The organism is Agarivorans sp. B2Z047, assembly GCF_023373605.1.
GTDB lineage: Bacteria > Pseudomonadota > Gammaproteobacteria > Enterobacterales > Celerinatantimonadaceae > Agarivorans > Agarivorans albus.
Window position 1 is genome coordinate 427,501 of sequence record NZ_CP088080.1, and the last position, 25,188, is coordinate 452,688.

A 25,188-nucleotide genomic window follows, 5' to 3' on the forward strand; every position below is an offset into this window, starting at 1 on the left:
GCTCGGTAGAGGAGCGTTCTGTAAGCCGTTGAAGGTGGATCGTAAGGTTTGCTGGAGGTATCAGAAGTGCGAATGTTGACATGAGTAACGATAAAGGGGGTGAAAAGCCCCCTCGCCGAAAGACCAAGGTTTCCTGTCCAATGTTAATCAGGGCAGGGTGAGTCGGCCCCTAAGGCGAGACTGAAAAGTGTAGTCGATGGGAAACAGGTTAATATTCCTGTACTTCGTATAATTGCGATGGGAGGACGGAGAAGGCTAGGCCAGCGTGGCGATGGTTGTCCACGTGAAAGGCAGTAGGCGGTAAACTTAGGCAAATCCGGGTTTACATTACGCTGAGAGTTGATGACGAGTGTCTACGGACACGAAGTGGTTGATGCCCTGCTTCCAGGAAAAGTCTCTAAGCTTCAGATTATACGAAACCGTACCCCAAACCGACACAGGTGGTTGGGTAGAGAATACCAAGGCGCTTGAGAGAACTCGGGTGAAGGAACTAGGCAAAATGGTACCGTAACTTCGGGAGAAGGTACGCTCTTGATGGTGATGGGACTTGCTCCCTAAGCTGCTGAGAGTCGCAGATACCAGTTGGCTGCAACTGTTTATTAAAAACACAGCACTGTGCTAAATCGAAAGATGACGTATACGGTGTGACGCCTGCCCGGTGCCGGAAGGTTAATTGATGTGGTTAGCGTTCGCGCGAAGCTATTGATCGAAGCCCCGGTAAACGGCGGCCGTAACTATAACGGTCCTAAGGTAGCGAAATTCCTTGTCGGGTAAGTTCCGACCTGCACGAATGGCGTAATGATGGCCAAGCTGTCTCCACCCGAGACTCAGTGAAATTGAAATTGCCGTGAAGATGCGGTGTACCCGCGGCTAGACGGAAAGACCCCGTGAACCTTTACTACAGCTTGACACTGAACATTGACCCTACATGTGTAGGATAGGTGGGAGGCTTTGAAGCGTTGTCGCTAGATGACGTGGAGCCGACCTTGAAATACCACCCTTGTAGTGTTGATGTTCTAACGTTGGTCCCTTATCGGGATTGCGGACAGTGTCTGGTGGGTAGTTTGACTGGGGCGGTCTCCTCCCAAAGAGTAACGGAGGAGCACGAAGGTTGGCTAAGTATGGTCGGACATCATACGGTTAGTGCAATGGCATAAGCCAGCTTAACTGCGAGACAGACACGTCGAGCAGGTACGAAAGTAGGTCATAGTGATCCGGTGGTTCTGTATGGAAGGGCCATCGCTCAACGGATAAAAGGTACTCCGGGGATAACAGGCTGATACCGCCCAAGAGTTCATATCGACGGCGGTGTTTGGCACCTCGATGTCGGCTCATCACATCCTGGGGCTGAAGTCGGTCCCAAGGGTATGGCTGTTCGCCATTTAAAGTGGTACGCGAGCTGGGTTTAGAACGTCGTGAGACAGTTCGGTCCCTATCTGCCGTGGGCGTTTGAGAATTGAGGGGAGCTGCTCCTAGTACGAGAGGACCGGAGTGGACGAACCGCTGGTGTTTGGGTTGTTATGCCAATAGCATTGCCCAGTAGCTACGTTCGGAACTGATAACCGCTGAAAGCATCTAAGCGGGAAGCAGGCCTCGAGATTAATTCTCACTAGGACTTTAAGTCCTCTGAAGGGCCGTTGGAGACTACAACGTTGATAGGCAAGGTGTGTAAGTGCTGTGAGGCATTGAGCTAACTTGTACTAATTACCCGTGAGGCTTAACCATACAACACCTAAAGGGTGTTGCTTATAGATACTTTATTTTAGAAACCATGAATACTTGTTAGTGCTCATGAGATGTTTCAGCTTTTTCGAATGTTAAAGACAACAGTTTTTGCCTGGTGGCAATAGCGTTGTGGACCCACCTGACTCCATGCCGAACTCAGAAGTGAAACGCAACTGCGCCGATGATAGTGTGGGGCTTCCCCATGTGAAAGTAGGTCACCGCCAGGCTCTCATTATCGAAAAGGGCTTCCCGATTGGGAAGCCCTTTTTGTTTGTGTTTAGCGTGGCCAGCTTTCAAAAGTAGGGCGGAGGCGGATAAATACAAAATGCAGTTTTGTTCCGCCGAAGCGGAAGCAGCTATGCTGCGCACCTGACCACCGCCAGGCTCTCATACTAAGCCCTCGTCTAACGACGAGGGCTTTTTTATTGCCTGCAGTTTAGTCCCTCAGGCATATCATCCCCCCTTCCCTATCTCTCATTTTTGTTAAAGAGCGCTTTCATCATTGGTCGCGCTTAATGGTTGCAGTTCTAAAGGCTTATGAACGTGAAGTTGGTAAGTTGTTGGAAGGCCATCTCCTAGCTAAGTGATCCAGCTTGATTGAGATGCAAAAGTTGAGTTCGTTGAAACCGTATTTAACTAATTGTTTTGAGCGCTTTTTACTTTAAGGCTGGTTGGTTTCTAGCATTACGGTAAGAGTTACTAGGCAATCTTTGCCTAGATCGAAAACCAAAAAGGCAGCTTTTATCCGGCTTGAGGTAAGTTTTGCCGATTATTTGACTAAAACTTAGTTTTTCTGCTCAACCTAAGCTGTATCGGCTGCAGTGAATTAAAATTTATATCAATTTATATAAACATTATAAAATACTGAGTTTTATTAATTTAGTGGCATTTAATTTGCATTTTGTGTCGTGCCTAGCTAAAAGCGGCAAAAACGACGGAATGTTGTCGGTTAGGTAAAGATTTTGTCAGCTAGATTATCGTAAGGATATGTTTCTACTGACGTTAGTGGCATTTGCTTTGCTATTTGTGGCCTAAGGCTTTCTTAGGTAACTAATTACAATAAACGAGATAAAAAGCTCGGGCCTAGGTTAAAGCAAGTGGAAAGAGAACGGTAAACGGAAACTAACGTAAGTAGGAATAGACCAATGATTACCAGAGTAGTGATGTTGTGCAATGTATTGTTGCTGTCAGCATGTTCGTCAATTGTAGATGGTGTAGAAGAAGTTGCGGAGAACGTTCAAGAGCGAGAAGACCGCAATCAACGCCAAGTCACAGTAAGCACCGATAGCCGTTCTCCGATCCCCGATGATCCCTTTTATGCACCTATTGAACCTAGCCCAGCTGCGGATCAAGTGATTATTAACGGCTCGATGTTTAACAGCAATACTTCACGCAGCTTATATAGTTATACCCCACCTTTTGCACTAGGCGACACCATTACAGTGCTTTTGGAGGAGGAAGCCACCGCGACTAAATCGGCCAGTTCAAACCTTGGTAAAGAGAACAGCTATAAGCTTGATCCGGTTACTGTGCCGGGCGGGAATCTAACGATTAACGGACGTGTGGTCGAGCTAGAAATGAAGCAAAAACAAGATTTTGACGGATCTTCAGATGCTGATCAGCGTCATCGTTTGTCAGGCAGAATTACCGTTTCGGTGGTCGACATCCTGAACAACGGTAATTTGGTTGTACGTGGTGAAAAGTGGCTAGTAATCAACAATGGTAAAGAGTACATGCGCTTTACCGGTATTGTGCGGCCGTTAGACGTTGGAGAAGACAACTCGATTGGTTCCTACCAGGTGGCCGATGCGCGTATCGAGTTTAGTGGCACTGGTGATCACGCTGACGTGCAAACGCAAGGCTGGTTATCTTCATTCCTAGGCGGAAGTATGTGGCCACTGTAGGGCGTTAATTATGTCTAAATTTTTACGAGTTTGCGTGTGTCTGCTGACGTTAATGGGCATCACTTTGCCCAGTTACGCTATTTGGTTCGAGGGTGAGGGCCAAGCCAAGATCGTTGACGGCCAAGTAGATAAAGCTCGTCAGCAGGCTATCCAAGACGCTTTGTTAACCTTAATGTATCGCGGTGGTGCCAGTGTAAAGTCACTGCAAGTGGTGAAGTCTGGCGTGTTGGAAACCGATGAACTAACGGTGCGTACTAATGGCGAAGTGTATGACATGAAGCTAATGGTTGAGACCATTATTGATGATCAAATGACGGTCAAAGTGGCCGCTGACATATTTCCTTTAAATACCTGCGAGAAAGATAGCTACGCTAAAACCTTGTTTGTTGGGCCTTTTCAATTGCAGAAGCGCGAACATGCCCAGCTTGGTGGGGTTTATAGAACACCTGAAGAAGTCTCGCAGCGCCTATTTCACCGATTTAAATCAAAGAGTAAAAGGGTTGATGCCCGGCACTTAATGACTCGCCAAATAGCGTTTGATGGCCGCTATGCTAATGACATAGAACCGCAAATGCTCAAAGTAGCACGCAGCTTATCTCAACAGTACGACGTGCAATATATTTTGTTTGGCAAAATCAATGACATGTCGAGCTACAACGAAACCACTACTAACCTACTCGGCATGAAAAACACCGTTAAACTGCGCAACTTTCAAGTAAAACTCTATGTGATTGATGGCATCAATGGAGAAACGGTACTCCGTAAAAATTACGGGTCTAATCGAGAATGGCCATTCGACGTGACGATGAAGTTGGACGTTACGGGTGAAACCTTTTGGTCCTCAGAGTATGGCAAGTTGATTGACTCCTACATCGACCAATCAGTTAGTGACGTTGAGGATGCACTCTATTGCCGCCAAAGTTTGGCAACGGTTGTTGGGCTGTATAACGGACAAGTGGTAATCAACATTGGACAAACGAATGGTGTACGTAAAGGTGACAAGTTTGAGTTGGTTAGGCAGCAGTACTTAATGCATTTAGATGGAGGGCTGCGCGGCCCTATATTTAACGCAGACCAAACTCAACTAACGGTAGTGTCGGTGCAATCTGACCGCGCGGTATTAGCGACGGAGCGCTATTCCGACATGGCCAACATACAGATTCGCGATGTATTGGTGGCGGTTACAGATGATCCGTTCGCCCTTACTGAAAACACGCAATAATCAATATTGAAGGAGAAGAATATGACAACTTCTTATAGCAACACCCCGCTCGCAACCAATAGCCTAGATTATAAACCTAAGTTGATTGAGGTGAACAATCAGCAAGCCAGTGAAGTAAAATCAGACACTAGTTTTACTCAAAAGCTACAAGATGCTTTAAGCCCAAAAAGCGATACTCAGCAAAACACTGAAGCGCTGGCTACGGCTACAAACACAGGCGACAAAGCCGAGGGTACGGTGGATGTTGGCATTATGGACGTGGCTCCCGCCGCTATGGACATAGGCATGGGGTTAGCCTCTGGCAATCCAGTGGCGGCAGGCTTAGCGGGTACTGATTTATTACAAAGCGTATTGCGTGCCGATATTGAAAAGCAATTTACGGAGTTAGGCCAAGGTATTGCTGCTGCTCTTGTTGCTGGTATGTCGGGTGATCCAAGTGCTACTCAAGTATTACCTACTGCCGAAGAGCTGGCCGAGCAAGCGGCTTTAGCAAGTGCTGATATTGTCGCCGAAGGCAGCCAGCAAATAGCTGCGGCAAGCCAAACTGGTAGCGCTGCAACCGGGGTTAGCCAAGAGGGCAAAAGTGTGCCTACTAAAGGGGCTATTCCAAAGGCTATGTTGCAGGGTGACAGCGCGGTTCAAAATGATGAGCTACTAAAGCGGGATAAGGCAAATACCTAAGTTTTCCAGGTAACTTTAGCATTGTGCGCTGTTACTGCTTGGCTCATCACAACAATGTCGCATAGGTTTGGCAAAATTTTCACTTTCTTTACATAAGCCTAATATAATTGTGACTATATAGTGCGTAGTATATATACAGCGCTAAATAGTAGATGTAAGGGAATATATGAAAGCGATAGTAGCGGTATTACTTAGCATAGCTTTGTTTGCTTGTGGTGGAGGTGGTGGTGACTCTACAGTAGTAGATGATAGTCCAAGATATTCACTCAGTGGTACCGCTAATGTGCTCACCAATACCGTTGTAGACAGCGACGTGAATGACCCCAATGCATATTATGCCTCTAATAATACAGCCAGCACTGCGCAAGCTCTCCCTCCTATTGCTGTGGTGAGTGGCTATTTAGCTAGCCACTTTACCGGTGTGAGCGGCGATAGGTTTTTCAACATGAATGACTCGATAGATATTTATCGGGTTGATTTAGAAGCTGGTCAAACTTTGTTCTTGGAAATCGCAGACTGGGAAACAGAAGAAGTTAATAACGACTTTGATCTTTCACTATATCGAGTGAGTGATGAAATAGAAGTTGATAGCTCTATTGGCACCAATAAGACTGAGCTTATTCAAGTCACCGTTAGCGACAGCTACTACGTGGTGGTCGAGGCTTACCTCGGTAATCAATTACGCTCTAGAGGCCCTTATACACTGCGTCTCATTGATCAAAATCAGCAGAATATCCCCGAAAGCACCAGCCTAAGGACTCAGCATCAATTCATGGTGGATGAAATGATTATTCAGAGTAATCAGTCACCACTGAGTGCTGCGAGTACTCAAAATTATGAGCTGTCCCTTCTCGTTACGGGTCCAAGCATGAGCCTGTATCGGGATGACGAATTAGCTACGCTAGCAAGGGCTAGCAGTTCTGTTTTACCGAGCGGTTTGAAAGCAAGTTCAAACGCTGACTACCTAGCTAAGAAACGAACCCTTCAAAAAATTAAAGAAATGAAGTATCGCTTAGGTAGCGATGTAGTTACGCCAAACTACTTGTACCAAGCCAGTGCGTTTTCTAACGACCCACTAGTAGAACGACAATGGCACTATGAACAAATTGGGTTAAGCGCGGCTTGGCAAGCCATGCAGGGGCAATCAACTAGTGATGTAGTGGTAGCAGTGCTTGATACTGGGATATTCCAAAGTCATCCAGATTTAAATGCCCAGCTGACTAATGACGGCATGGATTTTATTTCTAGCACCGAGATCTCTTTAGATGGCGACGGAATTGACAGTGACCCGGAAGACCCGGGTGACCAAAGTAACCCCAATGGCAGTTCTTCTTGGCACGGTACTCACGTTGCGGGCACTATTGCTGCTCAAACCAATAATTCAGTGGGTGTTGCGGGTGTAGCACCCGATGCTAAGATTATGAATTTGCGAGTATTAGGTTATAGAGGTGGTACAACTTTTGATATCAGCCAAGCTGTTTTGTACGCTGCTGGCTTAAGCAATGCTTCAGGTCGTTTGCCAGATAAAACCGCAGATGTTATCAACATGAGTTTAGGTGGTGAAGTTTCAGATTCCACATTTAACAGCGCAGTACAACGCGCTGTAGGTCAGGGAGTTATTGTTATTGCTGCTGCAGGCAATGAAAGCACTTCGCAATCTAGCTACCCAGCTGCCTTTGACAATGTGATTGGTGTAAGTGCAGTAGATGCTCGCAAGCAACTAACTAGCTATTCAAACTTCGGTTCATATATTGATATTGCTGCACCTGGCGGTAATAGCAGCGTCGATTTAAATGGCGATGGTTATGGTGATGGCGTTTACAGTACCTACGTTGACGAGAATGGCAGTAGTCTAGGCGCCAGCTATCAAAATCTAAATGGTACCAGTATGGCTGCGCCTCATGTAGCAGGTGGCGTAGCGTTGATGAAGCAGGTTAACCCAGAGCTGAATACCACTAGCTTTTTAGCCTTGCTAGCAAACGGCAAGTTAAGTGATGACATAGGTAGCAGTGGTAGAGATTCTTCTTTTGGCTATGGCTTGTTTAACGCTGAAAAAGCTGTGCAAAGCCAGTTAGATGAAATTGACCCAGACCGTAGCTATTTGAGTCTAAACATTAGCCAAATCAGCTTAAGTGCATTAGAAAGTGAATCAAGTTTTACAATTCAATCAATTGGTCCAAATGCGCTTACTGTTACCCGAGTAGAAGAACAAGCGGCTTGGTTAACGGTAGATTCTAGTGCAGCAGATGGTAGCGGTTTAGGGACCTATACTGTTGAGGTTAATCGCGATGGTTTAAGTGACGGTAACTACAGCGCTGATATTATCATTACTGGTTCAGACAGCTCGCAACACATTGTGGCGGTGTCTATGGTGGTGACTACTCAGCAGGCCAGTGATAACGGACTAGTTTACGTATTGCTGTTAGACAGTGAAACCGGTCAGCAGAAGTATAGCCAGCAATCTTCAATGAGAAATGGCGTATTTAACTTCAACTTCTCTCAAGTTTCTGCAGGAAGTTACCGTTTGTACGTAACTACCGACCTTGATAACGACCACATTATTTGTGATGAAGGTGAATTGTGTGGAGCCTATCCGGTGCGAAATAATATTACTCCGGTGGAGGTAAGTGCCAACGTAAATGGTTTAAGTTTAAGTGTTGAGCCTATCACCACCGAAGACCTCACAAACCAGGTTTTAAACTATAAGCTGCTCAAGCAATAGTCTTTCCATATAAGGCCTTGCGCTCTAGTGCGCAAGGCTGCTGTTTCTCGTTTTGCCAACTAGCCGGTGCTTGTTTGTGTAATGCTGCATGGTGTTATAAACAAGCGTGCTCATTCATTATCATATTTGACATACAAATTACTGAATTTGTTTGTGCTTGAGCATTTTTGCGGTAGTGTGATAATTCAAATTAGTAAATTCAGATCTAGTTCAATTAGTTGAAAACTAAAGCTTAGGCTAGTATTGGTTAACAACCTGCTGCAAGGCATAATGAGGTTGAAAGCGCTGTCTTAAGTAATTAATTATTTGGCAGCTAAGGATTAAGTTAAGGGGATTGAATGCTGGAGTTAAGCTGTTTACGTTTATCCCAAGATAAATTAGCGGCACTAATTGAGATAACACCTCAAGAATCACACGTAAGTGTTAGCGACGTGAAAGCTTTAATTCTTCGCTCTAATTTTGGTGATTACTTAGTTGATGAAGAGGCGATAGATGACGCCGTCGCTAAGTTTGCTGAATTACGTGAATCTCCAGACCTAATTGAGCAATGGGGGCAGACTTTTGTTAAGTTAGCCAACATTCGCAATGCCGAAGTCACCATCGATGTTTCTGAAGATAAAATGGTAGCGCGCGCCACCATTACTGCTGCTTATGGCGGCAATCCTATTTCTCAGGGTGATTTAGTTAGCGCCATGCAAGAAGCTGGCGTGGTGTTTGGTTTACAAAAAAAACGAGCCTTGGCCTTGTTAGCTGCGGCCAAACAAGCTGATCCCGGCGTGAAAATTAAAAAAGTGGTTGCCCTTGGCCGCCAATCTGTAGATGGCGAAGACAGCCGCTTTGAACGATTTGTCGCTACCCCTAAAGAACGTTTATTAAAACCTAAAGAAACCGAAGATGGTCGAGTAGACATGCGCGACTTAGGTAATTTGGAAACGGTAGAGCCTGATGTAGAGCTAATGCGTCGACATCCTCATACTCATGGTCAGGCGGGCAAAAATGTTTGTGGTGAAGAACTTCCCTTTAAGCAAGGACATGAAGTGCCCTTCACTGTAGGCGAAGGCACCAAAATTGCCGTAAATGACGCAAATTTAATACTGGCCGATAGAACCGGCTTACCGCTTGAGATAGAAAATGGCATGAAAGTCGACGATGTATTGTCGATTAAGAGTGTCGATGTAAGCTACGGACACGTTGATTTTGCCGGGAGCGTGCTGATTACTGGAAATGTTGGTGACGGCATGAAGGTAAAAGCCTCTGGCGACGTGCACATTAATGGCTTTGTTGAGTCTGCTAGTATTACCGCCGGTGGCGATGTGGTAGTTGGCAAAGGAGTGATTGGTCATCGTTTGATGGAAGGCGATGAAAATTATTCTTGCACCATTAATGCTAAGGGCGAGTTACACGCTACCTTTGTTCAGTATTCACATATTGATGCAGGTAAAGATGTCACTATTACCAGCCAACTTCTGCATAGCAAGATAGAAACCGATGGCAAAGTCACCGTGAGCGATGCCAGTGGCCTACGTGGCACTTTGGTTGGTGGCTCAATTGATGCCGGTGGAGAGATTAGCGCGGTGGTATTAGGCGCCACAGCGGGTACTGCCACGCAACTTACTATCTCTGGTGATTTTGATGATATTCAAGAAGAGCGACGTAGCCTAAACAATATCAAACACACCTTGCATGATAAGCTGAGCAAGGTACTCGATGCTCAAATGAAGTTGGGCTCAACTAAGCAAGAAGATCGCGAAGAGGGCATGGCCGACAAGCTCTCGGCTACCTTGCATCATACTCGTCAAGAGTTAGTTCAAATAGACTTTGCCCTCGATTACAACCAGCAGATGGAAGATCAGTTCTTCTCTAATGCGAGGCTTACGGTTAAAAAAGAGCTGCATCCCAATGTACGCTTAGACATAGTTGGTCATAAGCTATTTACTAACCGTGAATATGGGCCAACCGAAACTAAATATGAAGACGGGAAAATGACTTTCACGCCTTTAACCCCCGGAAAAAAATAGTTGCTCTTTTCCCTTTTAACGGCTTAAGTAAGGTTAATCTAACAAAAGGGAAATAGCATGAATTGGCAACATCAGCCCAGACAATCTTTAGGCTTCTTTCCCACGCCTGTTCATCCATTAAGCAACCTCTCCGCGCATCTTGCCGGTCCGCAAATCTATATAAAACGCGATGACTTAAGTGGCCTAGCCTTGGGTGGAAACAAAGTGCGTAAGCTGGAGTTTTTGTTAGGCGATGCCATGCAGCAGAAGGCCGATTGCATCATTACTGCAGGCGCAGCTCAATCCAATCATTGTCGTCAAACGGCCGCTGCTGCGGCTAAGCTTAATTTACCCTGTTATTTGTTGCTAGGTGGCAGTGCACCAACCCTCGCTCAAGGTAATGTGTTGTTAGACAAGCTTTTCGGCGCAACCATTATTTGGGCTGGCCAACAGCGTAAAGGCGAGGGCATTGAAGAGCTAGCACAGCAACTTATGCAAAAAGGTATGAATCCTTATGTTGTTCCTTACGGTGGTTCTGATGCCATAGGCAGCTTAGGGTTTACAGCTGCATTGCATGAACTGCAGCAGCAAATTGATGAACTGGATGAAATAGTATTTGCTTCTAGCTCAGGTGCAACCCATGCAGGTTTAATGTTGGCTAAGGCTGAGTTAGGTTTAGAGGTAAATTTGCGTGGCATTAATATCGACAAGCTAAATCATGGGCAGCAAAGCTTTAATCAAACTATTGCCGATTTAGCTAATAGTGCGGCTAAACAATTTGCCTTGGATAAGATTTTTACCGCTAATGAGGTTTGTTTAGATGACAACTACCTCGGTGAAGGGTACGGCATCATTGGCGATGCAGAGCGCGAAGCGATTATGCTACTGGCTGAAACCGAAGGTATTTTATTAGACCCAGTTTATACCGCTAAAGCGATGGCGGGTTTAATTGCTAGAGTGCGCCAAGGGGCTTATAGATCTGATCAAAACGTATTGTTTTGGCACACTGGTGGAACACCCGCATTGTTCGCTTATGCTGATGACTTGTTATCTTAATGCCAACTAAATTCAATAGGAGAAAGGAGAGTAAGTGATGGAATCTGCTATTCACACCTTAAGTGATTTGTTCGCCCAGCTTGGTTTAGATCCTTCAATTAATGCCATCGCTGAGTTTGTGGCAGAACATGCCCCGATACCGAGTGAAGTGCCATTGCATCTAGCGGCTTTTTGGACACCCACTCAGGCCGCATTTTTATTAGAAGCAGTGCAGCAAGATGCTGACTGGGCAGAACTTGTAGATCAACTGGATGTAATGCTGCGCTAGTTGTATTTTTTGTGTTTTTCTAAACAACGTAAAGCCAGCTCTAGGGTGGCGCTAAAGTCACAAGCGAGAGTATTGCTGGCGCTTGCTTTACAAGATCCACTCACGAAGTGAACTTGCTGCTTTGGCTGCTGGGTAACAGGTGGCTCTTCAAACTGTGGCCTAATTTTTACGGATTGATTCAAGCTTGCCCCTTTAAGTGCTTAATTAACTATCGCTACCATAGTGTTCTATGGCGTATTTAATCATGGCTGCACTGCTATCTAATTCCAGCTTTCTACGAATTTTTAAAGTATGGGTTTCTACGGTTCGAATGCTTATCGACAGGCTATCAGCGATTTTCTTATTGCCACAACCGGTGGCCAGCAAGCGCAATACCTGCTGCTCGCGCTTGGTTAAACTGGCTTTGCTAGCACTAGGCTCGTTATCAAATAACAGCTTCGATACGCCAGCGCTAATGTAGCGTCCACCATTGGCAATTGCTTCCAATGCGCTAATCAGTTCACTAGACGCAATATCTTTGAGCAAGTAACCCTTAGCGCCATTACGCATGGCGTTTTGCACGTATTCTTTATTGTCGTGCATGCTTAACATCACCACTTTGCTGTTAGGGCTTTGCTCTGAAAGAGCCTCCAGCAGCTGAATGCCATTTAACTTAGGCATATTAATGTCGGTTAATACTATGTCTGGGTTCAGTTGTTGCGCCATGGTAAGCGCTTGCTCGCCGTCAGCTGCTGTACCTACAACGGAAAAGCCAGGGTTAGCCTCCAGTCGCATTTTGAGGCCATCTTGTACTAAGGGGTGATCGTCCACCAATAGAATTGAGGTCATACCGTTTGCTCTTGAATTGTGGCGGGTATAGTTTTCTCTACTTCATATAGCGGTACTTTTATGGTGATCAGTGTCCCTTCTCCTAATTTGCTATCTACATCTACTTGACCATCGATGTGGGCAATCCGTTCAAAAATATTGCGTAAACCCAAACAACTACTGGCCAGCTCTGGGCGACGAGTAAGCTCTTTTATCGAATGGCGTCGTACCTTTTTACCCATTACAAAACCAGTGCCATTGTCCCTAATCTTCATCACCAACAATTTAGCTTGCTGGCTTAGCACTATGTCTACTGTATCTGCTTGCGCATGTTTTTCGACATTTTGTAAGGCTTCTTGGGTAATCCGATAGAAGGTTGTTTCCACGGTAGATGGAAGGTTTAGATTATCAATGTCGCACTCTAAAAACACATCTATTCCTGTACGGTGTTCAAATTCCTGGCAAAAACCTCCCAATGCGGCAGCTAAACCTAAGTCATCTAGTACGCTGGGGCGGAGGTCTTTTGAAATACGACGTATCTCACCAATCGCTTCGTTAATGGTATGTAATCCTTGATTGAGGCTGTCACTGACCGAGCTAGGGGTGCTGTTACATTCTGTGGCGCTTTCTAAGCGATACTTAATGGAAACCAATAATTGGTTAATACCGTCATGCAATTCGCGCGATACCCGTTGGCGTTCTTGCTCTTGTGAATCAATAATTCGTTGGGTGAGTTCTTTGAGCTTTTTGTCGGCCAGCTTGTGCTCTGAAATATTTAAAGATGCCCCCAAAAAGGCGATTAAAATCCCCGAAATAGTGGTGATTATGAACAACCAAATAAAAGTGCGATTAATGTTGTTTTGGGTTTGCGCTTCAAGCTTTGCTAGCTCCACATCTACATCATCTAAATACACGCCGGTGCCAAACATCCATTGCCATTTATCTAGCATCACTACGTAACCCAGTTTCTTAGTTCGCTTTCCGGTGCTGGGTTTTTCCCACAAATAGTTACTAAAACCGCCGCCTGCTTTGGCTTGTGCAATTAAGTCTTGAATGAGGTAGGTGCCCTCAGAATCCTTAAAGTCCCACAAATTTTGCCCGACTAATTCCGGCTGAATGGGATGAACCAAGTTGACGCCTTTAAGGGTGTAAGCAAAGAAGTAGCCGTCTTCGGCAAAGCGTAAACGGTTGAGCAATTCTCTTACCTGTTGTTTGGCTCTCTCATCGTCGGCTGCTGCAGGTTCGTATATGTCACGAATGCTGGCAAAAGCTTGGTCTATGTGGTTTTGCAGCTCTAGGGTTTTGCTGCGCATGATGTTTTCTTTAATTAGCGCTAATTGTTGCTCAGTTAGGATGGAAGATTGCTTAAAAACCAAGGTGGCAATTAATGCGGTAACACAAAGCAAAGGAACAATAGATAACAGGATAATTTTAAATTTGAGGGACCACATCTCGTGACGGCCTAACTAAGAGAATGTTAACTATATGTTAATTTATGCGATTTTTCAAAAATAGTGATCTAGCTCTCGCTTCTACCAAAGTCTAGCCTGTACGTGATCTTACGTAGAAAAAAACCGTGTATTGCCGGATAGGTTTTATTGTAACAACTCGCTAACATTAAAGGTGACCATTAAGCAGTTGGTTTACATTTAAAACATCTAACCAACAATGGAAAAAACAACGAAAGGGAGAACAACATGCTTAAGTCCCTCTGCAGTAAAACCCTGCTGGCTTCTGCGATTATTGCGTTTAGTTCGGCTGCCGTAGCTGCCGACAAAGTATACAAACTAAAACTGGCTGAAACCTGGGGCCCTAACTTCCCAGTTTTTGGCGATGCAGTAAAAAACATGGTGAAAATGGCCGATGAGATGTCTAACGGCCGCTTAAAGATCCGCGTTGACTCTTCAAACAAACACAAAGCACCTTTTGGTGTATTTGATTTGGTTAAAAGTGGCCAGTACGATTTAGGCCACACCGCGTCTTATTACTATAAAGGTAAGGTGCCAAACACCCTTTACTTCACTACCATGCCATTTGGTATGAATGCACCAGAGCAACACGCGTGGCTGCAGTATGGTGGCGGACAAGACTTGATGAATCAAGTATACGCAGAGCATAACCTGGTACCTTTCCCTGGCGGTAACACTGGGGTGCAAATGGGCGGTTGGTTCCGTAAAGAGATTAACTCAGTTGAAGACCTACAAAACCTAAAAATGCGTATTCCAGGTTTTGCCGGCGAAGTATTAGCTAAGTTAGGCGCAACGCCAGTAAACATTCCGCCAGGTGAGTTATATACCGCACTTGAGCGTAATACTATCGACGCTCTTGAGTGGGTGGGTCCTTCTCTAGATTTACGCATGGGCTTTCACAAAATCGCCCCTTACTACTACATGGGTTGGCACGAGCCAGCTACCGAGTTGATGTTTATTGCTAACAAGAAAAAACTCGAAAAAATGCCAGAAGATTTACAGGCAATACTAGCGGTTGCGATGCGTAAAGCAGCTTACGATATGTTTATTCATTCGTATGCTGAAAGCGCCAAAAACTGGCAAACCATGTTGCAAGAATACCCGAATATTCAGGTTAAAACTTTCCCTGCAGAAGTTATCAAAGCACTTAAAAACGCTAACGATGACTTGTTAAAAGAGAAAGCTGCTGCAGACCCAATGGCCGCTAAGATCATTGAGTCACAACAGCAATACATGAAACAAGTTCGTGCCTACACAGCAATTTCAGAACAAGGTTACTTAAACAGTACTGAAGGTTTGTAGTAGAGAATGGGGCTGCAGCTTGGCTGTAGCTCCATCAGCTAAACCAAAAAAGCAATTACTTTGCTTGGGAGGCTAGGGATGTTGCGTTTGCAACGAGCGGTAGATGGATTTTCCAAGGGTATAGCAGGCCTCACCGCGGTGTTAATGCTGCTAATGTTAGTAAACATTTTTTATGACGTAGTCATGCGTTACTTTTTTCGCTCCAGTTCTATTGGTATGCAAGAGTTAGAATGGCACTTGTTTGCTGCCATGTTTTTATTAGGAATTGCCTCTACGCTGCAGGCCGAAGGCCATGTGCGGGTAGATATTATCTACGACAAATTAGCGGCGCGTAAACGTGCTTGGATTGACAGCCTAGGCGTCGTATTTTTCTTGTTCCCTTTTTGTGGCTTGATTGCTTGGTACGGTTACGACTTTGCCTTAGAGGCTTACAACTTAGGAGAAACCAGCGGCGATCCGGGTGGCTTACCCTACCGCTGGATAATTAAATCAATGATTCCAATTTCGGCTATATGCCTCGCCATAAGTGGCTTTGGAATGTTACTCAAAAACCTCATTCAGCTGCGAAGTAACGCCTAGCTCATAACAAGAAAAGGAAGTTGTCATGATTGGGATTGTCATGTTTTTCGTGGCCTTGCTAATGCTGCTCACTGGTTTTCCAGTCGCCTTTGTATTTGGCGGTGTTGCACTAGTATTTGGTATCTTTGCCGAAGGTATCGATCTATTTGCTTTTATGCCTTATCGCATAATGAGCATCATGCAAAACTCGGTATTAATGGCCGTACCACTGTTCATTTTCATGGGCATTGTATTGCAGAAAACCCGCCTTGCTGAACAGCTGCTTGAAGCCATGGGCCAATTGTTTGGCCGGGTGCGAGGTGGTTTGGCGGTATCGACTATTTTGGTAGGCGCGCTACTTGCTGCGTCTACCGGTGTGGTTGGTGCCTCTGTAGTGGCAATGGGGGTTATCTCCTTGCCAGTAATGCTTAAATATAAATACGATAAGCGCTTAGCCACTGGGGTTATTTGTGCCTCTGGTACGCTTGGACAAATTATTCCTCCCTCTATCATCTTGATCATTCTTGGTGATGTAATGGGGGTGCCAGTAGGCGATTTGTTTAAAGCTGCACTACTGCCTGGCGCAGTGTTGGTAGGCGCCTTCATCATCTATGTTCTAGGGGTATCGTTTATTCGCCCAGAAGCCGCTCCTGCTTTACCTAAAGATGAAGCTGCAGGCCATGGCGTGCAACCTTGTTGGAATGCCTTTAAAGCCATTGCTCCACCCTTAGCCCTAATGATTGCAGTACTTGGTTCGATTTTTTACGGTATTGCTACGCCAACCGAGTCTTCTGCTATTGGCGGCATTGGTGCAATTCTTTTATCGATAATCTACCGCCAGTTTTCTTGGAAGATTATCTACGAAGCGGCTATTGAAACGGTAAAAGTTACCTCGATGGTATTTGCTATCTTCATTGGTGCAACGGCCTTCTCTATGGTGTTCTCTTACACTGGTGGTGAAGAAGTCATTGAAGAAGTGATGACTAGCTTACCGGGTGAGAAATGGGGCTTCTTAATCTTAACCATGATTGTGATTTTGATTTTGGGCTTCTTTATCGACTTTGTTGAAATCTCATTTATTGTGGTGCCTATGTTGTACCCAGTGGCCGAGATTTTGGGCATTGATTTAACCTGGTTTGCGATTCTAATTGCGATGAACTTGCAGACTTCGTTCCTCACACCGCCCTTTGGGTTTAGTCTGTTCTATCTCAAAGGTGTTGCCCCGCCCGAGGTGCAAACTACTGATATCTACAAAGGCGTGATGCCATTTATTATTTTGCAGATATTGGTATTAGCCTCGATATTGGTGTTCCCAGACTTCTATGGCTTTGGCATGTAGTGCATAGTGAGTTAACAAAAAAAGAGGCCCAAGGGCCTCTTTTTATTTGCTTGGGGTTTAGTTTAAAGCTTAAACGTACCCACTAAATCTGCCAGCTTATCGGCGAGCTGTTTTAAGGACTCGCTAGCTTGAGAAAGCTCTGATGCTGTATCGGTAGCCTGCTGCGTACTCAAGTTAATCTCTTCAACGTTGCCGTTTAGCTCACTAACGACTGAAGACTGCTCTTCGGTAGCCGTTGCCACTTGAATGTTCATGTCAGAAATCAAGGTTACTCGTTTAGAGATCTCTTGTAGGGCAGAGTAAGCATGCCCGGCTTCTTCGGCGCCTTGGCTACTCATGCCACTGCTTTGCTCAATGGCACTAACCGCTTGGCTGGCTTGTTCCTGCAAGTTGTTAATCATCTGCTGAATTTCATCGGTGGACTCGGCAGTTCTACCCGCTAAGTTACGCACTTCGTCTGCTACCACCGCAAAGCCGCGGCCTTGCTCACCAGCTCGTGCTGCTTCAATGGCTGCGTTTAGTGCAAGCAAGTTGGTTTGCTCTGAGATGCCTCTAATAACGTCTAGAATGCCACCAATTGATTGACTACTTTCGGCTAATGAAGAGACCACAGTAGCTACTTGTTGCATTTCTTCAGCTAAGCGCATGATGTTGTCGCGCGCTCGCAGCACCACTTGTTGGCCTTTATTAGACTCTTGTTCGGCATCTTGTGCTGCATCTGCCGCTTGAGACGCGTTACTGGCAATTTCGTTAACGGTGGAGCCCATTTGGTTAATTGCAGTGGCTACTTGAGTTACCCTATCTTGTTGGTGTTGGGTATTTTCTAGGGTGCGTTGAGATTGATTGGCGACCGAGCGTGAGGCGTCACCTAGGTTTTCGCCAGTTTGCGCTACGGAGCTCACCGAGCGATGGATTTTTTCGATAAAACTATTAAAGCCTTTGGCGAGTTTGGCCATTTCATCGTTACTTTCGGTATCTAAGCGTTGGCGTAAATCACCTTCTCCTTCACCTAAGTTTTGGAATACATCGGCAAGTTTAGCAATTGGTCGTGTAATAGTACCCGCTAACCAAACGGCGACTAACAAAAAGACGCCAATCACCAGCAAGGTAGTGACAATCATGTAGTAGCGTGAGCGATTGAGTTCTTCAAATACTTCAGCTTTTGGCACTTGGGCAATTAAGTACCAGTCCATAGACTCGATGTAGCTAGAGCTTAGTAACAATTGCTGGCCTTGGTAGTTTACTTCTACCAAGTTAAAGCCTTGTTTGTTGAGTAACGAGGAGGTGGCTTGACCAAATTCATCGGTGAGCTTGAGCTTGCCAACAAGCTCGTTGTTGCGATGCAGGCGAATCACACCCTCACCATCACTAAGGAATACGAAGCCGCTCTTCTCAATTTTAAAACTGTCGAGAAAAGCGATCATCTCTTCCATGGTTTTTGACACCCCCGACATCACATGGCCATTTAACTGTTGGTAGTTTAAAAACAGCTTGGTTTCTTCGGTTGAAGAGGTGTAAACACTTACCATGGTTTCTTGTCCAGATTCTCTAAACTTAAAAAACCAGCCATCACGCTCGGGGTAGAGTTGTCTTAAAAAGCCATTTTGATTCCAGTAATTGGCATTTTTACGGTTAGATACAGACGCATCAGCTAAGTCATATTGTTGTTTTAGGCGTGTAAGTAATTCTATTAATTGTGTTTCTGAGTCGGGTTTACTGGATTTCAGCACTCGCTCTTCAACAAAAGTATTGTTAGCTAGCTGCTCTGCTGCTTGCAATAACACTGTTACTTCTTTATCAATTCTATTGCGAATTTGCTTGAGCAGAGCGGGTAGTTCTTTATCAACCATTCGGCGTTCGATGATGTTTTGCGCCTGATTCTGGCTGAATACCCCGATAATGCTGGTTGAAGCTAGTACTGCTAACACGATGGTGATCGTAAGCTTTTTACGAATAGTGAGTTGGTTGAAGAACATTACCTCTCCTTGCTTGCCAACGGGCAATCGCTAGTAATATAGGATGGAAACTTAAAATGATTACGCTGGCTAAGTTGCTGCCAGCGCATACCTTTAAAATCTGTAGCTTTGTGAAAACTATGAAGTTAAGTGTAGTTAAAAAGAAGTTCGTTTGTAGTGGCGATACTCAGGTTTCCAAAAGCTGGCTTCAATAGTTTGCATTAGCACTTCGTCGGTGGTGTTAACCGCTAAGCCTTGTTGCATGGCAGTTTTAGCTACCGCGTAAGCGATGTGCTTGCTAACTAGCTGAATTTCTTCAAGCGGTGGCAGTAAGGCTCCCTCACCATCGTTAGCTAATGGCGAGCATTCGGCTAAGGCGCGGCTGCTGGCGATGAGCATTTCGTCACTCACTCTGGTGGCCTGACAGGCTAATACGCCTAAGCCAATACCTGGGAAAATATAGCTGTTGTTACACTGGGCGATAGGGAAGGTATCTTCGCCTAGATTCACCGGCGAGAACGGACTACCAGTCGCGACCAAGGCTTCGCCATTGGTCCAACGCAGTATGTCTTCAGGCAAGGCTTCAACCCGGCTGGTGGGATTGGATAGCGGCAATACGATAGGTTTCTTGCAGTGCTGATGCATGCCCTCAATCACTTGCTGAGTAAACACGCCTGGTGCACCAGATACACCAATAAGTACCGTAGGCTTGCCATGCTCCACTACATCTAAGAGCGACAAAGCATCGCTATTAAGTCCCCATTTTTGCTGAATATCGGCTGATTGCGCCAAAGCTTGTTGGAAGTCGAGTAGATTAGGCATGTTGTCTTGCAATAAGCCCCAACGGTCAACCATAAAAATTTGGCTGCGGGCTTGCGCTTCGCTAATGCCCTCTTCCACCATTGCCCGCACTATCGCCTCGGCAATGCCGCACCCTGCTGAGCCGGAGCCAACAAAGGTAACTCGTTGCTCTGCTAAGTTAGAGCCAGCTGCCTTACAGGCTGCCAATAAAGAGCCCACGGTTACTGCCGCGGTGCCTTGAATATCATCATTAAAACAGCAGAATTGATCTTTGTAACGCTGCAATAAAGGCATGGCATTTTTTTGGGCGAAATCTTCAAATTGAATCAGCGCATCTGGCCAGCGGACTTTTATCGCCTGCATGAATAATTCTACAAATTCGCTATATTCATCGCCGCTAATTCGTTGATGGCGCCAGCCCATATACATGGGGTCATTGAGTAGTTGCTGGTTGTCGGTGCCTACATCTAACACAATTGGCAGAGTGTAAGCGGGGCTGATGCCGCCACAAGCCGTGTACAGTGATAGTTTACCAATAGGAATACCCATGCCGCCGATACCTTGGTCGCCTAAGCCGAGGATCCGTTCGCCGTCGGTCACTACAATGATTTTCACATTGTGGCGAGTGGCATTGTTTAGCAGCTCGTCGATACGGTGGCGGTTAGGGTAAGAAATAAATAAACCACGCGAGCGGCGGTAAATATTAGAGAACTGCTCACAGGCCGCACCCACGGTAGGCGTGTAGATAATCGGCATCATTTCGGTGATGTGATCTTCTACTAAACGGTAAAACAAGGTTTCGTTAGTATCTTGAATGTTGCGCAGGTAAATGTGGCGGTCTAAGTCATTAGTAAAGCTTTGATATTGCAGATAAGCACGCTCAGTTTGTTCATCGATGCTCTCGATGGTCTCTGGCAACAGCCCTTCTAAATTGAAGAAAATACGCTCTTCTTGGTTAAAGGCGCTGCCCTTGTTTAATAAGGGGGTCTCAAGTAATGCTGGACCTGCGTAAGGAATATAGAGCGGGCGTTTTTTATCATCCATGGTAAAGCTCATCTTCTGCGGCTAAGAAGCGGTATTTTTTCACAGATTTGTGTTTAGGTCATGAACTATACCAATCGTACTAAGTAACTGTTCATTCTATCTGGTTAAAATACTCGATAACTGCGGCAGAATTTTTGATTGTAGAATAACTACTTATCGAAAAACCCTGCCTTATTCTCGAGTGTTTTTCCTGCGATATTTCTGATCACTTACTTAGTGTGAATGGTATTAAACCAAAGGAATGTAGATAGATTGTTGCTTTATGGGGCCTTAGAAATAGGCCAGCCGGCACCGCTAAAAGATAGGAGGGGCGTAACGCCTAACAGTTGAGGTATTACCGCCCGGGCATCTAGAAGCGACAACCGACTTAATTTAACTATAAAATAGTTTGCCTTTAATGCGAGATAAATGTTGTGAAAATGTTAACTTGGTGTCATTTGCTCGGCTAAGTGTATGAAATATCGACAGCGGGCAACAGGACTTACTATAGCCATATAAAGAGTAATGGCTTTAAGTGAGCGACTAGCTAGACACTAGGGCCTGTTGATCTTTGCTGATGGTTTTTACAGCAATTTATTAGCCATTTAGGCAAGGCAGTGAGTGTGAAGTTAAGTGGGCTTAATAATCACTCGCTAACGCTGAATAAATGGCTAAGAAATGCTGCCCGAAGGGTTCAGATAAGCGAACTTTACTCTTCGTTGAACACTTTTCACTTAGCCCACTAGGTTTCAAAGTGCTCGCCGCGATTAAAGCCCGCTTATCTTGAATAAAATTTCAACACCAAAGATCAACAGGCCCTAGTCACGTTTAACTTATAACTCGCTTAGCTCTAATTTTAAGTAGCCTACGAGTAATTCGGCAAAGCCTTGGTAAAAGCCCCCTTTGCTAACCTTGCGTAAGGTATCAAACCATAGTGGCAACCAACACAGCAGGTGCTGATTAATAAAATCAGCTTGTTGCTGCGCTGGGGCATCGCGCAAAATTAAATTGCCAAGGTAATCGAGCTGAATCGCAAGATGATCCGCTGGCTCATTAAAATTAGGGTCAACTTGCAGGCCTTGGCTTACTAGCAAGGCGCGCATTTTTTCATGTGGCTCTTGAAACATCAGCTTGTTGGCCGACAGGTAAACCGAGGCATAAGGTGGTGCACCTACTTTGCTGTCACTCAAGAATTGCTGGCAAAAATCTGCTGCTAGTTCTAGCTCCGGGTGTTTAAAGGCGCTCAACTTTGCTAAATGATTTTTAATCATGGTAACAGCCGAGCTTAGCTCGGCTGTGTCTGCTAATTGCTTAAGCAGCTGTGCTCCTTCACCAGAGGTATAAGAAGCAAGCTGTTGCTTATCAAGCTCTTTGGTAAAAACCGTTGCAAACCACCAATAGATGCTGGCACGGATTTCGTTTTCTTGGCTAACACTAGCGGTCATTGCGGTACCTTTTTAGAATATTTGATTTCTAATTTCTTACAAAATATATGAGTGTTCTAGCTTCAGCTAGGTTTAATTACTATATTGTTAATTACTCCACTGTTTTGTTATTAAGTTAGATTTTATCTGAGGAAACGTTGTGACAGCATTACTCATTCTTCTTGTGTGTTCTGGTATTTGTGCATTTTTAGCAAGTATTAAGGGGCGGAATCCTGTTACTTGGCTAATTATAGGTTTTCTCACAGGTCTTCTAGGTATAGTGATTATTATTTGCCTATCGGATCTAAGTGCAAAGGATGGATACGAGCATTTTGATGCTGTTGAACATAAGCCTGCTGCCAAAAAAAGACCTTGGGATATTGAACAGTAACGTTTCTATTTAACCCGTATTTCAATTAAGGAGCTTCCAATAACTAATAAATTAGTTATTGGAAGCTTTATTTTTACGACATCTCCTTAGGGCCGCCAAAGGAGCTTACCGCAGGTGCTTTACCGGTGAACTTCTCGTATTCAACCAAACAGGTATTTGCGCTGGTGGCTTGAGCTAATTGCGAGCTGCCAATATCCATGGTTAGGGTATTAGGATCGCCATAGGTATCTAGTGCGCCAATGGTTTCATCCACAGGGCCATACCAAGCACCCTCTTGCAGGCGGGCAACGCCTTTGGCGTAGTCTTCAGACACTACCGCGCCAGCCAGCAATTGCCCACGTTTGTTAAACACTCGAACTAAATCACCATCTTTAATGCCACGCTTCTTGGCATCTTCTGGGTTGATATACAATGGCTCGCGGCCTTGCACTGCATAGGTCGCGCGAAACTCTTCTGAGTCACACATTTGCGAGTGCAGACGTTTGTCGGGGTGACAAGACTGCAGCCAAATGGGGAATTCTTCAGAGCCTGGGCCGCCGTGCGAGCGTTCGGCTTTTTCAAACCACATTGGGTGGCCTTGGCAATCGTCGTAGCCGTAGCGATCGATTTTGCGGCTAAATATCTCAATGAAGCCAGATGGCGTGCCTAAAGCGTTAATTTCAGGATCTTCTCTGAAGTCTGCTTGGCGGGTCCAGTTTTCGCCTTTGCCAAAGTCTACCCAGCCTTCTTTCCAAAAGGTCATGAAGTCTGGCATATCAAACTTAGCTTTGTTGGCCGCGGCGCACTCATCATAAAGTTGCTTCACCCATTCCATTTCGGATTTACCTTGGGTGTATTCTTTACTCTTACCAAAGCGTTGGGTAAGTAAGGTGAAAATCTCAAAATCGGTTTTAGATTGATACAGTGGATCAACCAACTTGTGCATGGCAATAATGCCGCGGTTGCTGTAAGAACCGTACAGATCTAAATCGTTACGCTCCCATTGGGTACACGCTGGCAATACAATATCTGAGAAGCGGCAACTGGCGGTCCAAGTAAAATCTATCGAGACCACGGTTTCCAGCTTTTGGAAGGCCTTCTTCATGCGGTTGCGATCTTGGTGATGATGCCAAGGGTTACAGCCAGAGAACACCATCATCTTGATGTCGGGTAAGGTGATTTTTGCGCCATTAGCGTTTATCACTTTGCCAGGTTCCATAATGGCATCAACCCAGCGCGCTACCGGAATGGTGCTGCTATAGCCTTTAAAGTCTTGGTTCATATGAACCCGCTCATTAGGTTTGTCTGGATTACGTGGGAATGCACCAGGCGCTGCCGCACCGGTAGACGGTACGCCAATAGAGCTGTAGTGGTGAGCATAAGAAACTCCACCACCCGGTAAACCTATTTGCCCCAACATGGCTGCGATAACCGCGCCCATCCAATAAGGCTGCTCGCCATGTTGCTGACGTTGAATACACCAGCCAAAAATAAGCTGGGTACGGTCGCTAGCTAATAAGCGGGCAAATTCTCGAATTTCATCGGCTGGTACACCACAAATAGCTTCTGCCCATTCTGGTGTTTTTTCTACTTTGTCTTTAGATTCGCCAGTTACATAAGGAATAAAGTCTTCAAAACCCAAGGCATAGGTATTGAGGAATTCCTTGTCGTACAGCTCTTCGGTATAAAGCGTGTGGGCGATAGCCAGCATAAACGGTACATCGGCTTGTGGGTTAACGTAACGCTGCTCACAATCGAGGTACTTTTGAGTTTTAGTGCGGACAGGGTCAACACTAATTACCCGAATTTGTTTGTTAGCAACTTTCTCTTTAAGTTGCTCTAAATATTCAAAGGATTCGTGAGTTTCACAGGCCCAACCTACTTGTAGGTTTTTCATCAAATCGGTGGCCCATAAGACAACTGTTTTACTGTTATCTAAAATCAAAGGCCAAGAAGTACCTTGCGCGTACACCTCAGTGGTACCAAGTACATAAGGCATAATGGTTTGCCCTGCACCGGTAGAGTAGTCGCCCACTTTATTCACCGAGAAGCCATGCATGGCTACTGCACGTTGCATGTGGTTACCGCAGGAGTGAACTTGGCCGGTTTGACGCCAACCGGTTTGGCCGGCATGCAAGGCCCAAGGGCCATAGTCTTTTTGTACACGTTCTAGCTCTTGGTAGAACAGGTCTAGAGCTTCGTCCCAAGTGACCCGAATAAAGCGATTATCACCGCGCTGCGAGGTATCACTTTTGTTGCGTTTTAAGTACCAATCGTAGCGCACCATTGGGTAGCGAATACGAGAAGGACTATACAAAATACCTTTAATGCCCTTGAGCATTTCGGTGGGGTATTTATCAGCTTCAAAGGGTTTTATTTCTTGCACTTTGCCTGCATACACGCGGGCACGAAACGCGCCCCAGTGTGAGCCTGAAACCTTCCAGCTTCCGGCTGTTTCAGCAGCGGCTGCATCGTTAGATACTGCCAATAAACTTGGGCCGATCAAAGTACTAGCGCTGGTGGCTAAAATGCCTTTGAGAAAACCGCGACGAGTAATTGCCATGT

At 45.4% G+C, this 25,188-nt stretch carries 18 protein-coding genes and 2 rRNA genes (1 of these 20 only partly in view); 13 read left to right on the top strand and 7 right to left on the bottom strand.

All coding sequences use genetic code 11. The features are described from left to right. The 9 genes from LQZ07_RS02020 to LQZ07_RS02060 form a co-directional block, all read left to right on the top strand. Positions 1-1,725, top strand: a 23S ribosomal RNA gene (locus tag LQZ07_RS02020) (it extends 1,165 nt beyond the left edge of the window). 111 nt (positions 1,726-1,836) lie between these two features. Next, positions 1,837-1,952 (top strand): 5S ribosomal RNA (gene rrf / locus LQZ07_RS02025). A 918-nt stretch (positions 1,953-2,870) separates the two neighbouring features. Further along, complete coding sequence (locus tag LQZ07_RS02030; protein WP_152782906.1) at positions 2,871-3,629, top strand: flagellar basal body L-ring protein FlgH; 759 nt, start codon at positions 2,871-2,873, stop codon at positions 3,627-3,629. Positions 3,630-3,639: 10 nt separating this feature from the next. Continuing rightward, complete coding sequence (locus LQZ07_RS02035) at positions 3,640-4,851, top strand: flagellar assembly protein T N-terminal domain-containing protein (RefSeq protein WP_227981404.1); 1,212 nt, start codon at positions 3,640-3,642, stop codon at positions 4,849-4,851. A gap of 21 nt (positions 4,852-4,872) precedes the next feature. Continuing rightward, on the top strand, positions 4,873-5,532 hold the full coding sequence (locus LQZ07_RS02040) for a hypothetical protein (RefSeq protein ID WP_152782909.1): 660 nt from the start codon (positions 4,873-4,875) through the stop codon (positions 5,530-5,532). A gap of 166 nt (positions 5,533-5,698) precedes the next feature. Further along, positions 5,699-8,254 carry a S8 family peptidase gene (locus LQZ07_RS02045; RefSeq protein WP_152782912.1) on the top strand — a complete coding sequence of 852 codons (2,556 nt, stop codon included), beginning with the start codon at positions 5,699-5,701 and terminating at the stop codon, positions 8,252-8,254. 338 nt (positions 8,255-8,592) lie between these two features. Next, complete coding sequence (locus tag LQZ07_RS02050; protein WP_152782915.1) at positions 8,593-10,272, top strand: DUF342 domain-containing protein; 1,680 nt, start codon at positions 8,593-8,595, stop codon at positions 10,270-10,272. Positions 10,273-10,329: 57 nt separating this feature from the next. Continuing rightward, positions 10,330-11,307: a D-cysteine desulfhydrase family protein gene (locus LQZ07_RS02055; RefSeq protein WP_152782918.1), complete on the top strand. Its 978-nt coding sequence runs from the start codon at positions 10,330-10,332 to the stop codon at positions 11,305-11,307. Between the two features lie 37 nt (positions 11,308-11,344). Then, entirely contained in the window at positions 11,345-11,575 is a 231-nt protein-coding gene (locus LQZ07_RS02060) for a DUF2789 domain-containing protein (RefSeq protein ID WP_152782921.1), read from the top strand. Here LQZ07_RS02060 and LQZ07_RS02065 read toward each other — a convergent pair. Genes LQZ07_RS02065 through LQZ07_RS02075 form a run of 3 tightly spaced genes read right to left on the bottom strand, consistent with a single transcriptional unit; the run spans position 11,572 to position 13,833 of the window. Then, on the bottom strand, positions 11,572-11,757 hold the full coding sequence (locus LQZ07_RS02065; RefSeq protein ID WP_152782924.1) for a hypothetical protein: 186 nt from the start codon (positions 11,755-11,757) through the stop codon (positions 11,572-11,574). The genes LQZ07_RS02060 and LQZ07_RS02065 overlap by 4 nt on opposite strands. 22 nt (positions 11,758-11,779) lie before the next feature. Next, positions 11,780-12,403 carry a response regulator transcription factor gene (locus tag LQZ07_RS02070; RefSeq protein ID WP_152782926.1) on the bottom strand — a complete coding sequence of 208 codons (624 nt, stop codon included), beginning with the start codon at positions 12,401-12,403 and terminating at the stop codon, positions 11,780-11,782. Next, positions 12,400-13,833, bottom strand: coding sequence for a cache domain-containing protein (locus LQZ07_RS02075; protein WP_152782928.1), 1,434 nt, complete (start codon positions 13,831-13,833; stop codon positions 12,400-12,402). The genes LQZ07_RS02070 and LQZ07_RS02075 overlap by 4 nt, the downstream gene beginning before the upstream one ends. Positions 13,834-14,079: 246 nt before the next feature. Here LQZ07_RS02075 and dctP point away from each other — a divergent pair, with 246 nt between their 5' ends. The 3 genes from dctP (at position 14,080) to LQZ07_RS02090 (ending at position 17,050) form a co-directional block, all read left to right on the top strand. After that, positions 14,080-15,153: a TRAP transporter substrate-binding protein DctP gene (gene dctP, locus LQZ07_RS02080; RefSeq protein ID WP_016403100.1), complete on the top strand. Its 1,074-nt coding sequence runs from the start codon at positions 14,080-14,082 to the stop codon at positions 15,151-15,153. A gap of 78 nt (positions 15,154-15,231) precedes the next feature. After that, entirely contained in the window at positions 15,232-15,732 is a 501-nt protein-coding gene (locus LQZ07_RS02085) for a TRAP transporter small permease subunit (RefSeq protein ID WP_152782932.1), read from the top strand. 25 nt (positions 15,733-15,757) lie between these two features. After that, complete coding sequence (locus tag LQZ07_RS02090; protein ID WP_152782935.1) at positions 15,758-17,050, top strand: TRAP transporter large permease subunit; 1,293 nt, start codon at positions 15,758-15,760, stop codon at positions 17,048-17,050. Between the two features lie 62 nt (positions 17,051-17,112). On the opposite strand, the gene LQZ07_RS02095 is transcribed toward LQZ07_RS02090, so the two are convergent. The 3 genes from LQZ07_RS02095 to torD all read right to left on the bottom strand — a co-directional run bounded on the left by LQZ07_RS02095 (position 17,113) and on the right by torD (position 22,274). Continuing rightward, positions 17,113-19,026 (bottom strand): methyl-accepting chemotaxis protein, encoded by a 1,914-nt coding sequence (locus LQZ07_RS02095; RefSeq protein WP_152782937.1) that lies wholly within the window; start codon positions 19,024-19,026, stop codon positions 17,113-17,115. A 135-nt stretch (positions 19,027-19,161) separates the two neighbouring features. Then, a complete protein-coding gene (locus LQZ07_RS02100; protein ID WP_152782941.1) occupies positions 19,162-20,850 on the bottom strand; it encodes an NAD-dependent malic enzyme in 1,689 nt (562 codons plus the stop codon). 812 nt (positions 20,851-21,662) lie between these two features. Continuing rightward, entirely contained in the window at positions 21,663-22,274 is a 612-nt protein-coding gene (torD, locus tag LQZ07_RS02105) for a molecular chaperone TorD (RefSeq protein ID WP_152782946.1), read from the bottom strand. 139 nt (positions 22,275-22,413) lie between these two features. On the opposite strand from torD, the gene LQZ07_RS02110 reads away from it, so the two are divergent. After that, positions 22,414-22,644 (top strand): hypothetical protein, encoded by a 231-nt coding sequence (locus LQZ07_RS02110; RefSeq protein WP_152782950.1) that lies wholly within the window; start codon positions 22,414-22,416, stop codon positions 22,642-22,644. Positions 22,645-22,717: 73 nt separating this feature from the next. Here the strand turns inward: LQZ07_RS02110 and torA are convergent, their stop codons facing one another. After that, positions 22,718-25,186, bottom strand: a complete 2,469-nt coding sequence (gene torA, locus LQZ07_RS02115) for a trimethylamine-N-oxide reductase TorA (RefSeq protein WP_152782953.1) — start codon at positions 25,184-25,186, stop codon at positions 22,718-22,720. Between the last annotated feature and the right edge of the window lie 2 nt (positions 25,187-25,188).

Bases quoted from the DNA above. Each gene is read 5' to 3' on its own strand.
- LQZ07_RS02030 (WP_152782906.1), top strand. From the start codon at position 2,871: ATGATTACCAGAGTAGTGATGTTGTGCAATGTATTGTTGCTGTCAGCA.
- LQZ07_RS02035 (WP_227981404.1), top strand. From the start codon at position 3,640: ATGTCTAAATTTTTACGAGTTTGCGTGTGTCTGCTGACGTTAATGGGC.
- LQZ07_RS02040 (WP_152782909.1), top strand. From the start codon at position 4,873: ATGACAACTTCTTATAGCAACACCCCGCTCGCAACCAATAGCCTAGAT.
- LQZ07_RS02045 (WP_152782912.1), top strand. From the start codon at position 5,699: ATGAAAGCGATAGTAGCGGTATTACTTAGCATAGCTTTGTTTGCTTGT.
- LQZ07_RS02050 (WP_152782915.1), top strand. From the start codon at position 8,593: ATGCTGGAGTTAAGCTGTTTACGTTTATCCCAAGATAAATTAGCGGCA.
- LQZ07_RS02055 (WP_152782918.1), top strand. From the start codon at position 10,330: ATGAATTGGCAACATCAGCCCAGACAATCTTTAGGCTTCTTTCCCACG.
- LQZ07_RS02060 (WP_152782921.1), top strand. From the start codon at position 11,345: ATGGAATCTGCTATTCACACCTTAAGTGATTTGTTCGCCCAGCTTGGT.
- LQZ07_RS02070 (WP_152782926.1), bottom strand. From the start codon at position 12,403: ATGACCTCAATTCTATTGGTGGACGATCACCCCTTAGTACAAGATGGC.
- LQZ07_RS02075 (WP_152782928.1), bottom strand. From the start codon at position 13,833: ATGTGGTCCCTCAAATTTAAAATTATCCTGTTATCTATTGTTCCTTTG.
- dctP (WP_016403100.1), top strand. From the start codon at position 14,080: ATGCTTAAGTCCCTCTGCAGTAAAACCCTGCTGGCTTCTGCGATTATT.
- LQZ07_RS02085 (WP_152782932.1), top strand. From the start codon at position 15,232: ATGTTGCGTTTGCAACGAGCGGTAGATGGATTTTCCAAGGGTATAGCA.
- LQZ07_RS02090 (WP_152782935.1), top strand. From the start codon at position 15,758: ATGATTGGGATTGTCATGTTTTTCGTGGCCTTGCTAATGCTGCTCACT.
- LQZ07_RS02095 (WP_152782937.1), bottom strand. From the start codon at position 19,026: ATGTTCTTCAACCAACTCACTATTCGTAAAAAGCTTACGATCACCATC.
- LQZ07_RS02100 (WP_152782941.1), bottom strand. From the start codon at position 20,850: ATGGATGATAAAAAACGCCCGCTCTATATTCCTTACGCAGGTCCAGCA.
- torD (WP_152782946.1), bottom strand. From the start codon at position 22,274: ATGACCGCTAGTGTTAGCCAAGAAAACGAAATCCGTGCCAGCATCTAT.
- torA (WP_152782953.1), bottom strand. From the start codon at position 25,186: ATGGCAATTACTCGTCGCGGTTTTCTCAAAGGCATTTTAGCCACCAGC.